12 protein-coding genes and 1 CRISPR repeat array are annotated in these 13,905 nt (G+C 37.6%); of the genes, 8 read left to right on the top strand and 4 right to left on the bottom strand.

Going from position 1 to position 13,905, the window contains the following annotated elements:
- Positions 1-255 precede the first annotated feature (255 nt).
- The 7 genes from trxA (at position 256) to FJR38_RS19055 (ending at position 8,377) form a co-directional block, all read left to right on the top strand.
- Positions 256-591, top strand: coding sequence for a thioredoxin (gene trxA, locus FJR38_RS19085; protein ID WP_168538793.1), 336 nt, complete (start codon positions 256-258; stop codon positions 589-591).
- Positions 592-857: 266 nt separating this feature from the next.
- Positions 858-2,142: direct repeats of the CRISPR family, unit length 37 nt; unit sequence ATTGCAATTTCTACTACTCCCTATTAGGGATTGAAAC.
- Between the two features lie 174 nt (positions 2,143-2,316).
- Positions 2,317-2,982, top strand: a complete 666-nt coding sequence (locus tag FJR38_RS19080; protein WP_168538791.1) for a nitroreductase family protein — start codon at positions 2,317-2,319, stop codon at positions 2,980-2,982.
- 746 nt (positions 2,983-3,728) lie between these two features.
- Positions 3,729-4,229: a DUF2231 domain-containing protein gene (locus FJR38_RS19075; RefSeq protein WP_168538789.1), complete on the top strand. Its 501-nt coding sequence runs from the start codon at positions 3,729-3,731 to the stop codon at positions 4,227-4,229.
- Entirely contained in the window at positions 4,226-4,837 is a 612-nt protein-coding gene (locus FJR38_RS19070; protein ID WP_168538979.1) for a DUF2231 domain-containing protein, read from the top strand. Before FJR38_RS19075 ends, FJR38_RS19070 begins: the two co-directional genes overlap by 4 nt.
- 51 nt (positions 4,838-4,888) lie before the next feature.
- Positions 4,889-5,815 carry a cytochrome c oxidase subunit II gene (locus FJR38_RS19065; RefSeq protein WP_168538787.1) on the top strand — a complete coding sequence of 309 codons (927 nt, stop codon included), beginning with the start codon at positions 4,889-4,891 and terminating at the stop codon, positions 5,813-5,815.
- 159 nt (positions 5,816-5,974) lie between these two features.
- Positions 5,975-7,627: a cytochrome c oxidase subunit I gene (ctaD, locus tag FJR38_RS19060; protein WP_168538785.1), complete on the top strand. Its 1,653-nt coding sequence runs from the start codon at positions 5,975-5,977 to the stop codon at positions 7,625-7,627.
- A gap of 150 nt (positions 7,628-7,777) precedes the next feature.
- Positions 7,778-8,377 (top strand): heme-copper oxidase subunit III, encoded by a 600-nt coding sequence (locus tag FJR38_RS19055; protein WP_168538977.1) that lies wholly within the window; start codon positions 7,778-7,780, stop codon positions 8,375-8,377.
- Between the two features lie 282 nt (positions 8,378-8,659).
- On the opposite strand, the gene FJR38_RS19050 is transcribed toward FJR38_RS19055, so the two are convergent.
- The 3 genes from FJR38_RS19050 to FJR38_RS19040 form a co-directional block, all read right to left on the bottom strand.
- Positions 8,660-8,902, bottom strand: a complete 243-nt coding sequence (locus FJR38_RS19050; RefSeq protein ID WP_168538783.1) for a transcriptional regulator — start codon at positions 8,900-8,902, stop codon at positions 8,660-8,662.
- Positions 8,903-8,964: 62 nt separating this feature from the next.
- A complete protein-coding gene (locus tag FJR38_RS19045; protein ID WP_168538781.1) occupies positions 8,965-9,687 on the bottom strand; it encodes a restriction endonuclease subunit S in 723 nt (240 codons plus the stop codon).
- Positions 9,688-9,695: 8 nt separating this feature from the next.
- Entirely contained in the window at positions 9,696-11,450 is a 1,755-nt protein-coding gene (locus tag FJR38_RS19040; protein WP_168538779.1) for an N-6 DNA methylase, read from the bottom strand.
- 307 nt (positions 11,451-11,757) lie between these two features.
- On the opposite strand from FJR38_RS19040, the gene ilvA reads away from it, so the two are divergent.
- Positions 11,758-13,269: a threonine ammonia-lyase, biosynthetic gene (gene ilvA / locus FJR38_RS19035; RefSeq protein ID WP_168538975.1), complete on the top strand. Its 1,512-nt coding sequence runs from the start codon at positions 11,758-11,760 to the stop codon at positions 13,267-13,269.
- A 140-nt stretch (positions 13,270-13,409) separates the two neighbouring features.
- Here the strand turns inward: ilvA and FJR38_RS19030 are convergent, their stop codons facing one another.
- Positions 13,410-13,856 carry a pyridoxamine 5'-phosphate oxidase family protein gene (locus tag FJR38_RS19030; RefSeq protein WP_168490934.1) on the bottom strand — a complete coding sequence of 149 codons (447 nt, stop codon included), beginning with the start codon at positions 13,854-13,856 and terminating at the stop codon, positions 13,410-13,412.
- Positions 13,857-13,905: the final 49 nt, after the last annotated feature.

Below are 13,905 nucleotides of genomic sequence, written 5' to 3'. Positions count from 1 at the left end.
CACTTCAAAAGTTAAGCTTTCAATAAGAGAGAGTTAACTTCAAATAAAATTCTCTTACTTCTACCCTGCGACAAATTCTGTGACAACCTGCGGGGACTAATGAAAAATCAAGGATTTGAAATCCACTGAGGCGGTTTTTGTCTGTGTAGCTGCGACTGCTAGTCGCTTAATATTTTTCAACTTAGCAAAATATTTCTTCTTATATTTATTCGATAATATTGAATTATTGATTTAAATCTAGGCAGACAATTAATTATGTCATCCATTACCAACGTCACTGAAGCCACATTTAAGCAAGAAGTGTTAGAAAGCGAAACTCCTGTTTTAGTTGACTTTTGGGCCCCTTGGTGTGGTCCTTGTAGAATGTTGTCTCCTGTTGTTGAGGAAGTGGCGGCAGAATACGAGGGACAGGTAAAGGTGGTGAAACTCAATACTGATCAGAATCCTACTGTTGCTAGTCATTATGGGATTCGCAGTATTCCTACTTTGATGGTTTTTAAGGGGGGACGACAAATTAATACCGTTGTTGGTGCTGTTCCTAAATCTACCTTATCGGCTGCTTTGGATAAGTATGTTGCTGCACAAGCATAGTTAAAGATATGGGGAATTTCTGTGGTAAATCTGTTTTTCTGCGCGAGTGGGTGGGTGTAAAAAATTCACACTCTAAAAAAATGGCTGGAATGATTTCTCTGCAAGGCTTTTATGGCTTTTTTGATGTTCAGACACCCGCGCACCTTATACAGCAAGGGTTTCGGCTATTTTGTCCCTTGACACTTTTTCTAAAATGCACTATGATAAGACCATCCGCGCAACTGAACCTTGAAAACCAAATACAGTCAGGCCTCCAGCCCCCCGCTATTGCAATTTCTACTACTCCCTATTAGGGATTGAAACTAAAAACCACGTCCACTATGAAGTCCGTTAAAACTGGATTGCAATTTCTACTACTCCCTATTAGGGATTGAAACGCAAGAAGTCATAATTATAAGTTGATAATAATATTTCTAATTGCAATTTCTACTACTCCCTATTAGGGATTGAAACTCAACCAACATTTTCCGAGATATTTGACAATAACACCATTGCAATTTCTACTACTCCCTATTAGGGATTGAAACCACTACCACGTTCATCACTAATTTTAGTAGGCATATTGCAATTTCTACTACTCCCTATTAGGGATTGAAACATCGGTAATTAACTCATCAATGACATCACTGTAACATTGCAATTTCTACTACTCCCTATTAGGGATTGAAACAAACTTGCTATCGAACATATTACCAATTCTTAGTTGCATTGCAATTTCTACTACTCCCTATTAGGGATTGAAACGTTTAAGGATTTTGTACCTTTGATTAATTCTGTAATTGCAATTTCTACTACTCCCTATTAGGGATTGAAACACGCTTCTACCATCAGAAATTCTTGCTGATTGTGCAATTGCAATTTCTACTACTCCCTATTAGGGATTGAAACAAAAACTGTTAGAAATGTGCTACTCGGAAGGGATGCAAATTGCAATTTCTACTACTCCCTATTAGGGATTGAAACGTAGCAATGCTGTGGGAGCGTTAGAGATGAAATTATCGGATTGCAATTTCTACTACTCCCTATTAGGGATTGAAACACAGTTCCAGCAGGGAAGCTACAAGTTGGTGACAGCATCAATTGCAATTTCTACTACTCCCTATTAGGGATTGAAACTTTTCTGAAAGCCTCTATGCCTTCTTCTAGCGTACATTGCAATTTCTACTACTCCCTATTAGGGATTGAAACCTTTAGAGGAATTACAAAATTATCATGATAATCACATTGCAATTTCTACTACTCCCTATTAGGGATTGAAACTACGCCCGGTGAAGAGAGGCTTGACAAAATATTAATTGCAATTTCTACTACTCCCTATTAGGGATTGAAACAAAAATAATTTACTTTTCATAAATAAAAAAAGGGATTGCAATTTCTACTACTCCCTATTAGGGATTGAAACCTATTGTTTTTTCTGCCATGATGAATTATTAATTAGTAGCGATTGCAATTTCTACTACTCCCTATTAGGGATTGAAACGATGAAGCTACTGCTTGGCTACCTTGGGATTTAAATTGCAATTTCTAATAATCCCTATTAGGGATTAAAACGCCAAAAAATTCTTCCTTCTCAATCCTCATCTTAGAAGTACGAATTCATTGTCAATTGTCAATTGTCAATTGTCAATTGTCCATTGTCAATTGTCCATTGTCAATTGTTAATTGTTGAACTCCGTACAAAAAAGCGTTAACCTAAGCGCATAAGACTAAATACAGGAGAATCCCGTGAATTCAAGCACCCAAATCAAAGCATTAGACGTACCCAGCGCCATTTTACAACGTCGTTCCATCAAAACCTTCAAACCAGATCCCATCTCACCAGAACTACTCAAACAACTAGTAGAACTAACCGTAGCCGCACCCAGTAGTTTTAACGTCCAATGTTGGAGAATCGTATTAGTTCAAGACGAAGCCCAAAAAACTGCATTATGTGCCGCCTCTTGGAATCAAAAGCAAATTATTGAAGCACCAGTTACCTTTGTATTTGCTGCTGACGCTGCTGCGGGAGAACAAGATATAACCCCCATATTAGAACAAGGTGCAGCCACAGGGGCTTGGAGTGAGGGAACAGTCAATTATTTTAGAAAAGCGATTCCTCAATTTCAAGCAGGTTTAGGAGACAAGCGCCGGGAATACGCCATTAAAGATGCCATGATAGCTGCTACGAACTTAGTCTTAGCAGCCGAAAGCTTGGGTTTATCCACCTGCTTCATGAATGGTTGGATTGAAGAACAGGTAAAAACTATTATCGGCGCTGAAAATAACCCAGATTTAGCGATCGCTGTTTTAGTACCCGTAGGTTATGCAGCCGAACCCCGTTTAAATCCCGGTCGTCTACCATTATCGGTTAATGTTTCTGTAGATAAATTGGACAACCCCTATCAAGGTTAATTAGGGTTTGGGGATTAGGTGGGTATGAATGCAGATATGGGTTTACAGTATTTTTTATTTCGCGCAAAGGCGCTAAGGAGCAAAGGCGCAAAGTGAAAATGGGCGTTGCTGATTGAATGTATGAATTAGCCTCACGCAAAGGCGCAAAGAATTAAGAGTTAAAGATATCTAATTTTTAAATTTCATACCCTGATTCAGCAACGCCTGAAAATGTTGGATAAATCTGTGGAAATTGCTGTAGTCTATGGGACTGATGTTATGTTTACTTGGAGGATGTTTAAAAATTCTCCTCACCTGACTATTACTTACTATAAAAATTATATATTTCGGTTCTTTAAATTACAAAGTGATAATTTGTAATTGTACATCAATAAACATAAAAATAATTGGTTTTGCTTTAAAAATATTGTAATACAGCAAAGATCAAATCTGTTGCTGGCTCTCTCATTAATTCTAGAAGTTCTACTTTTAGTTTTGCTGACAATTCATAAAAATTTACGTAACCTAAAAGGTAGGTCTAGTAAATTCAACCTCTAACAGTGATTTAGTTTAGCTACATCCATAATTACTGTTGTCAACAATGTTGGTAGGAGGAAATAACTTGACCAAAAGTAATTGGCTATTTGGCTATACATTGCAACAAACTCACGCCAAATTTATCAAATAATTTATTGATATGAGTGAGTGAGTCTCTAGCAATTATTTAAGTTGGGCTAAGGAGTAGTAAATAATTCTAGGAGAATGTAATGCTGGATTTTTTCACTTCATTGAATGAGCATAATTTACCATATCCAGATCCGTTACATCCTATCGTGGTTCACTTCGTAATTGCGATGGTGCTATTTTCGGTTTTCTGTGATGTTGCTGGGTATTTAACTGGAAGAACTCGCTTATTTGAAGTGAGTTGGTGGAATATGTGTATTGCTACAGTATCTATTTTTGTAGCAATTATCTTTGGTCAATTTGAAGCTGGTTTAGCTAAACCCTACGAACTTGCTAAATCAGTATTAAATGTTCATACTCTTATCGGTTGGTCACTTTCAGGTATTATCGCGGCAATTACAGCTTGGCGTTATGTTTTGCGGAGTCGTAACCCGAAAAAACTCCCTTTTCATTACATAGCAGTGGCACTTTTATTAACAGCCTTGGTTGGGTTTCAAGTCTATCTTGGTGATGAACTTGTATGGGTGTATGGCTTACACACCGTACCTGTCGTGGAAGCGGTAAAGGATGGAATCTTGCCATGAACTCAGAATTACTAGACCAAATTAGTCACCAAATGGGTGCAAATGGTTTACCTTATACCATTCCAATTCATCCTAATTTAGTGCATCTCACATTAGGTTTGTTCATCATTGCCATTATCTTTGATCTTTTAGGTGTATTTTTCCCTGTGGAAAAATGGCTATTCAATTTTTTGGGAATTAAAGTTGAACGTTCTCAATTATTTGATGTGGGTTGGTACAACATTTTTGCTGCGGCTGTGATTACATTTTTCACAGTTGGTGCGGGTTTTTATGAAATGTTATTAGCAGCCCCACCAGCAGATATCAAAAGTCCTTGGGGAATGCTGGCAATGCCGACAATGATGTGGCACGGTGTCGGTGGTGTATTGCTACTGGCGATGATTGTGGGTATGACCTTTTGGCGAGGTTGGCAACGTTACGTTATCGGCAAAGACGAAGATAGAGAAGTCCAAATTTCTTATCTAGTTGTTGGTGTAATTATTATGTTGCTGATGTATCTTCACGGAACATTAGGAGCGCACCTAGCAGCAGATTTTGGTGTTCACAATACAGCGGACAAATTACTGCGAGCCGGAAAGGACATCAATCAAATATTTGGGAATAAGTAATGGGTGATTGGTGATTAGTAATCGACAACTAACAACTGACAACTGACAATTATGAAAATTCGGCAAATTTTAAACTTTTTGACCCTAGCTACTGGGGCAGTTGCCGTAACTCTTACTAGTCTTTGGATTGGTAAACAGGCTTATTATTGGCTTCCTCCTCAAGGGGCTGCTGAATCTCATCTGATTGATGATTTATTTAGCTTTCTGGTAACATTAGGAGCTTTAATTTTCCTGGGAGTAACTGCTACTCTTCTGTATTCCATTACTTTCCATCGTGCTAAATCTACAGATTTTAGTGATGGTCCCCACATTGAAGGTAACGTTACCTTGGAAGTAGTTTGGACAGCAATCCCGATTATGTTGGTGTTGTGGATTGCAAGTTATAGTTACCAAGTTTACGAACAAATAGGTATCCAGGGTCCATCTCACCAGATCCACCTACCGAACCCAATGAACATGATATCCGCCTCTACTGAGCCAGATGAAGCTTCAGAAGCCGCAGCAGGTGAGGATGTAGAACATATTGATGTATCAGCTAAACAGTGGGCTTGGGTGTTTCATTACCCAGAAAACAACGTTACCAGTACAGAATTGCATTTACCAAGCGATCGCCGTATCCGTCTAAATCTGCATTCGGAAGACGTACTTCACGGCTTTTATATACCTGCTTTCCGCCTCAAGCAAGACATTATTCCTGGTGAAGACCTCGACTTTGAATTTACCCCTATTCGCCCCGGTGCGTATGATTTGACAGACTCTCAGTATAGCGGTACATACTTTGCCACTATGCGAGCTAAGGTCGTTGTGGAATCACCTAGCAAATATCAGCAGTGGTTAAGCCAAGCTGCCAGTCAAGCACCTACCGCAGCCCCTAACCAAGCGGCTTCCGAATATGCCCTAAAAATAGAAAACGGTATTGACAGCGGTTGGAAAACTGTTGAACCCGCTGCACCTCCATTAGTCAATTTCCCTGGTTAACCAACTTTTGTCTGAATCAGGATTTCCAGGATTTAAGGATTTTCAGGATTTTATTTATTTGTATTTTTTAAATCTTGTTCATCTTTCTAATCCTAAGCATCCTGATATGGCTACGCCACACTATCAGACATTTAATCCAAATTTCCTATTCTTTAACTAATGACTAACATCCCCATTCCTATTTCTGGTGAATCACATCACCACGAACCGCCCCAAACCTGGAGAACATACTTCAGCTTTAGTACAGATCATAAAGTTATCGGTATTCAATACCTGGTTACTTCTTTTATCTTCTTCCTCGTTGGTGGTATCTTCGCCATGATTTTGCGCGGAGAACTCATTACTCCTGAATCGGATTTAATTGACCGCACAGTATATAACGGAATGTTCACCATGCACGGAACAGTGATGCTGTTTCTGTGGACATTTCCCTCCCTTGTTGGTTTAGCTAATTACCTCGTTCCGCTGATGATTGGGGCGCGAGATATGGCTTTTCCTCGCTTGAATGCGATCGCTTTTTGGATGGTCCCAGTGGTGGGAATTCTCCTCATGACTAGCTTCTTTGTTCCCGGTGGACCGGCTCAATCTGGCTGGTGGGCATATCCCCCCGTGAGTACCCAAAACCCCACTGGCAACTTGATTAATGGTCAAGTTCTCTGGCTATTAGCAGTGGCTATTTCTGGTGTATCTTCCATTATGGGTGCGGTGAATTTTGTCACCACCATTGTGAAAATGCGAGCGCCAGGAATGGGTTTCTTTAGAATGCCTCTCTTTGTTTGGGCAGTATTTAGCGCCCAAATTATCCAATTATTTGGACTCCCAGCTTTAACAGCCGGTGCTGTTATGTTGCTGTTTGACATTACATTGGGAACTGCCTTTTTTGACCCCACTAAAGGCGGAAATCCGGTTATGTTCCAGCATTATTTCTGGTTCTATTCTCACCCCGCGGTTTATGTAATCATTTTGCCTATCTTCGGGATTTTCTCGGAAATATTTCCCGTTTATTCTCGCAAACCTTTATTTGGTTACAAAGTCGTTGCTGTTTCTTCAATGTTAATTGCTGTAGTTAGCGGCATTGTTTGGGTACACCATATGTATGTGAGTGGTACTCCTGGTTGGCTACGGTTGTTTTTCATGTTAACAACCATGTTTGTATCTATTCCCACAGGGATTAAGGTATTTGCTTGGGTGGCAACTATTTGGGGTGGCAAAATTCGCTTAGATACACCCATGTTATTTGCTTTGGGTGCTTTGGTAATGTTTGTCTTTGCTGGCATTACAGGGATTATGCTTTCTTCTGTACCAGTGGATGTTCATGTTAACAATACCTATTTTGTAGTTGGTCATTTCCATTATGTTCTCTATGGAACTGTGACTATGGGAATGTATGCCGCTATCTATCATTGGTTTCCGAAAATGACGGGCAGAATGTTCCATGAAGGTTGGGGCAAAATCCATTTTTGGTTAGCATTTATCGGCACAAATTTGAATTTCTTACCTATGCACCCTTTAGGTTTGCAAGGTATGGTTCGCCGTGTTGCTTCCTATGCACCTGAATTAATTGGTTGGAATATTGTTGCTAGTTTGGGTTCTTTTCTGTTAGGAATGTCTACTCTTCCTTTCATCTTCAATATGTTAATTTCTTGGATGGATGGAGAAAAAGCTCCTGATAATCCTTGGAGAGCAATTGGTTTGGAATGGACTGTTTCTTCTCCTCCTCCTGTTGAGAATTTTGAGGAAATTCCGATTGTTACTTGTGAGCCTTATGGTTATGGTAAGCCTGAGTTAATGGCATTTTCTGAACATGAGTAATTTGTAGGGTGCGTTGTTTTTGACGCACTTTCTCTCTATTTTTTATTTTTTTGTTCACGCAGAGACGCAGAGGCGCAAAGAGGGAAGGAGTGTTGCTGGAGTTTGTGTTTAATGGCAACTAATAACTAATTTACTGATTTGGAAATTATGATGGATAGTTCTATTTCTTCGGAAGATTTACAATCTCATCACAGTCATGAGCATGATGAGGAAGGCAATAAAATGTTTGGTTTTATTGTTTTTCTGTTATCGGAAAGTGTCATTTTCTTGAGTTTCTTTGCTGGCTATATTATCTACAAAACTTCTGCTGTTAATTGGTTGCCGACTGGTGTTTCTGGTTTGGCAATTAAAGAACCTACTATTAATACGGTAGTGCTTGTTGCTAGTAGTTTTGTGATTTATTTTGCAGAAAAGGCTCTAGAAAGACATGATTTTAAGAGTTACCGTCTATTGTTGTTTTTAACAATGATCATGGGTGGTTATTTTCTTTATGGCCAAGCTGTGGAATGGAGTGAACTGGAATTTGGCTTTACTTCTGGTACTTTTGGCGGAATGTTTTATCTATTAACTGGTTTTCACGGTTTGCACGTTTTTACGGGTATTCTGTTACAGTTAATTGTCTTGTTGCGTTCTTTCATTCCTGGTAATTTTGATAATGGCCATTTTGGGATCAATGCCACTTCTTTGTTTTGGCACTTTGTTGATGTAATCTGGATTATTTTGTTTCTACTTATCTACGTTTGGCAGTAGGGAAATAATAGTATTTATTTGTGGTTCGTAGTGGGTACTTTAGTACCCGGAAAGCACTCAAGTGCTGACTACGAGCTTATTTTATTGACAAAATACTGTTTTGATAGTATCACATTCTTAAAATTAGATGGTATGCGATTCGATTCCTATCATTTAGGAAATGCTAATGGTTGAAAGGTGTCTGAATCAGGATTTCCAGGATTTAAGGATTTACAGGACAAGAAAATTATTGAGTGAAAAATAATCTTTGATTTCTACAAATTTATTAATCTTTTATCTGTATTAACCATTGGTTGGCTGTATTTCATAATTTAACTGATAATGTTTATCTTCAAAATTCTCAATTAGCCTTACCAATAATTCCAACAACATATTTTCTTCTGGTGTTAGATGAGAACGAGAAAGTAAATCTTCGACAACTGCTAAAAACTTCTCGTTTTCTTCCTCGGTTTTGATGACTCGCGGTTGATACTGAGACAGTAATTCGCTGTAAGCTTCTGAATGATTTGGATATCGCATTTCCATGTCTGAGTTTATCCTAATTTTGAAATTTAGCTGCTTGATATATATTAGTAGGTTTTCAGAATTTAACTTTCTGTTCTAAGTGTAAGTGATCCAAGTACAAGCTGGGCAAGATCATCCGCTTTTTTTGATTGCTCTGCGGCTAAAGTTCTTAATGTAAATTCTTTTTCTACAGCATCTCCAATTTGTTTTTGAATTTCTTCAGGTGGTAAAATAATTTTTAAGCTCAATAGTATTGTTGGACTAATTCTTTGACGACCTGTTGCTCCTGTAACATTTGCTACCGCTTGATGTGTAAAAAAATCAGAACGAAGTGCGCGAAATAAATAATAGAGATTTATTTGTGCTTCTGGTTTCTTCCGTAGAACTATGAATTCAGTTGATGCAATTGCATTATTTACATCCTGAGTTACTAATGCTATCTTTTTATTTTCTAAACTTGGCATTATTTTAGCAAACAGAATATCATGCTTTTGAAACCGATTTTTCGTACTACCTATATCTCTACCTTCTTTGATTCTAAATATTAATACATAACCATAAATATCGTCTACCTCACTTAAATTTATATATTCAAATATTTGACTTGCATATTGATTAATTCGAGGATTAACGCTTTTAGAAACTATTTCCACAAAATCACTTAGTGGTTTATGTTCAAATTCACCTACCTGATCGTGAAGATATTGGGTATAAGCAGCACCGACATCTATTGTATCAATATTAGTTGCAATCTCTTCTGTAATAGTTAAAATTAGAGGTTCTGTTTTGATCAGTTGTATACTCATTTTGATTCTCACTTTACTTTAAAATATTCTTCAGCAATAACTGTTAGATCGTTTATGTCTAGCTCCCTATAATATTTTGATGTAATATCATAACCAACATTTTCTGCTTGAGCAAGAAAACGCTTTTTCTCTTGCTTTAATGTTTTCATTAAATATAATATACAAGTTCTGGCATTAGAACCACCAAATGGCTTAAATGAACCAACAGGTAAGCTTATACAAGAATGAATATGAGTCTCAGATTTAATAAAATTACGAACCTCAGTTTCTGAAGATCCGCTTGCAACACCATGAGGTAGAATTGATAATAATCTGCCCGTTTTAGGTTTCAATAAACAAATGGCTCGCTCCAAAATAAGATAGTCAGAACCTTGTGCAGCTTTACCTCTACCTAAAGTATACTTATTTAGAGAAGTAGAATCTTGATAGGGTATATTAAATGGTGGATTTATCAAAATTACATCAAATTTTAAATTATCACTTTGCTCAATTCTAGCTAAGTCAATCCTTCTATTATCTGTATTTTCAAATATATTATCACGGATTGAATCACCAGTATAGATGTGTTCGTATCCATCTCCGTGTAATATCATATTAATTCTACATAATGTAGATAAGCGCGGATTTATTTCAATTCCCCATAAATTATTTTTTACAAGGTCATCAATTAACCTATCTTTCTCATCTTTACTAACATTTAGAGAGTGTATCTTTTTACGAACATTTGTAAAAGCACGAATAAGAAACCCACCACTACCACAAGATAAATCAAGAATTTTTTCACCGATCTGAATATCAGCGATTTCAACCATAAATTCAACTAGCTGCCTTGGTGTAAGATATTGACCTAAATCACCGCGTAGTGTCCCTGTGAGAAAAGTTTCATAAACAGAACCAACAACGTCTCCACCAGAACCAGCTAAACCAAGAGGAGTTTTAAAACCATATAGTCCGAAAGGTTCTAATTCACGAATAATTTTTTTTACTGTTTCATTGCTTCTAATTTCAATTTGTGTATTAGTTGAAAAAACATTAAAAGTTCGTTTGGCATCAGCAAACATTTCTTGCAACCCAGCCAGAGGTCCACTACCCACCAGCCATTGAGAAGTAAAGCGATTTGGACCTAGACCTTCAGAGAATTTTTTTTCTTCATTAAACTTACATACAAGAATTTTAGTTAATTCATCAAAAGCTGATTCAGCTATCAGACCTTCTTTCTTTAGTTCATTTCTACATTCTCGAAAAGCTTTCTCTAGATCAGATTTATTTTCAATAGTAACTAATAAGCGTTCAGCCGCTTCTTGTTTTTCTAGTTGAATTGTCAATCCTAACCGGCTATTGACTAAACTTTCTAGTTCTTGAGGCTCTGGTACTGCTTCTAAATTTCCAATGTCGTCTTGATCTAAATAATAAACTTCCCAAGTCTTACCATTAGTGAGAATAGCAATTGATGTAGGTGGATTAAGAAGTTGAGCATATGAAAGGACTTGATTAACATCTTCTTCTTTTAAAGAATGTTGAATTCTCTTTGTTTCTATGACAAGAGCCGGACGTTCATTAATATAAACAACTATATCTGCTTGCTTTCTAAATTTACGTCCTGAAATTCCAGTTATAGACACTTTACGTCTAATATTATTTTTATCATAACCAAGTCGTTGTAATAAAGGAATTACAATATTTTCAGCGCAATCATCCTCTGAGTTTAAAGTAGGCGCATTACGAAAAATATCATCAAGAATCGATTGTTTATTTAATGGCATAAAAGAATTAACTTAAAAATACACTATCACCAAATTTTAATGCCATAAAAGCTGAAAATTAAACCTATTAGAATACACTTTACTTTTTCAGGTAGATTTGAATTATAACCTGAATTTTAAAAGTTATCACCTGAAGATATTTTATATAATCTTAGTGGTATTTATTAATTAGTCACATTTTTAGCCGAAGCATGAAAAAAATCATTATACCGCATTGATATCCCATCTGCCACCAACACAAAAACCCATCGCCCCAACTACCCAACAAGCGGTAAAATTAACATCCATCCCCAATTCTCTCCTTGATATGTATTGCGATTACCTGGTACAAATCCTCACAGCCCGCGTATATGATGTAGCCCAGGAAACACCACTGGAATATGCCCCTATTCTCTCCCACCGCATTAATAACAAACTCCTCTTGAAACGGGAAGATATGCAGTCCGTCTTCTCCTTTAAACTGCGGGGCGCATATAACAAAATGGTCAATCTCACCCCAGACTTACTTAAACAGGGTGTCATAGCCGCTTCTGCTGGCAATCATGCCCAAGGTGTGGCTTTAGCTGCCAGTCGCTTGGGTACAAAAGCCATTATCGTGATGCCCGTGATTACGCCCCTGGTAAAAATCAATGCCGTAAAAGCACGGGGGGGAGAAGTTGTATTACATGGCAATAACTATGATGATGCTTATGCCTATGCCCGGCAAATGGAAGCAGAAAAAGGGTTGACTTTTATACATCCCTTTGATGATCCGGAAGTGATTGCTGGCCAGGGAACAATTGGTATGGAAATACTCCGCCAATATCAACAACCTATTCATGCCATCTTTGTGGCTATTGGTGGTGGTGGGTTGATTTCCGGTATTGCAGCTTATGTTAAACGGTTGCGTCCCGATATTAAAATTATTGGTGTTGAACCTGTGGACGCTAACGCCATGTATCAATCATTGCAAGCTGGGAAGAGAGTGCGGTTGTCTCAGGTAGGTTTATTTGCTGACGGTGTAGCGGTGCGGGAAGTAGGAGAAGAAACCTTCCGGTTATGTCAACAATACGTAGATGAAATTATTTTAGTGGATACAGATGCCACCTGTGCGGCGATTAAAGACGTGTTTGAGGATACTCGTTCTATTTTAGAACCTGCGGGGGCATTAGCGATCGCTGCTGCTAAAGTTTACGCAGAAAGAGAACAAATTCAAGATCAAACTCTCATCGCTGTTGCTTGCGGTGCTAATATGAATTTTGATCGCTTGCGTTTTGTGGCTGAAAGAGCAGAATTTGGAGAACGTCGAGAAGCTATTTTTGCAGTTAGAATTCCCGAAGAAAGAGGTAGTTTAAGAAAGTTTTGTGACTGTATTGGTAAACGCAATCTCACAGAATTTAATTATCGGATTGCTGACAATAAAGAAGCACATATTTTTGTGGGTATGCAAATAGAAAACCGTGCCGACGCGGCGAAAGTAGTTGAAGATTTTGAATCTCACGGTTTAAAAACCATAGATTTAACAGACGACGAATTAACAAAATTGCATTTGCGTCACATGGTAGGAGGACATTCTCCCCTGGCAGAAAATGAACTACTTTATCGGTTTGAATTTCCCGAACGTCCAGGGGCTTTAATGCAGTTTGTAACTTCTATGTCTCCTGATTGGAATATTAGCTTATTTCATTATCGAAATAATGGTGCAGACTATGGACGGATTGTGGTAGGAATGCAAGTTCCCCCCCATGAAATGGAAGAATGGCAATCATTTTTAGATACTCTTGGTTATCACTATTGGAATGAAAGTGATAATCCTGCATATAAGTTGTTTTTAGGTTGATTTGATATCAAGGTCTAAACAAGTTTATTACAGCTATTTTCAGATAAATTAACCAATTTCTTTGTTTCACGCAAAGACGCAGAGGCGCAAAGGAAGAAATATGTGAAAATTGCTGTAATTTTGGGTTTATGGGGATGATTCTAATTTACCTGAATTGTTTGCGGAGTAAAACTAGATGAACTATCCCAATAGTCTACTTTATTAATTTTGACTTTTAGTAATGCAATGTTGGGTTCATCTATTCCTTTTGGAAACCAAGTTTGTAATTTTGGTTGCCATTTTGTTTGCAGTTGATCACGATCTCTTGTTAATTGTGCTGTACCTAATATGGAAACATACCGCTGCTGAGTAGGTACAGAAAAACTAATATTCACCTGTTGATGATGTTGGATTTCTACTACTTTATGGGAATTATCTAAGGTAAAAAACCAAAGCGTCGCATTATCGTCAATATCATTCCACATTGACATGGGACGACTATGTAAACTGCCATCATCATCAACTGTGGTTAACATCCCACATTCAATCCCTTGAAGTAGTTCACGCAATTCCTGAACTTGTGGTTTTGTCTCTAAAGATTGTGTCATTATATCTAGAATTTTGATTTTATAAGGATGGGTGATATTTTTAGTGTTA

The organism is Anabaena sp. UHCC 0253 (assembly GCF_009712085.1).
GTDB lineage: Bacteria > Cyanobacteriota > Cyanobacteriia > Cyanobacteriales > Nostocaceae > Dolichospermum.
Note: the sequence above shows the minus strand (reverse complement) of the source record. Positions and strands in the feature narration are given on the sequence as shown.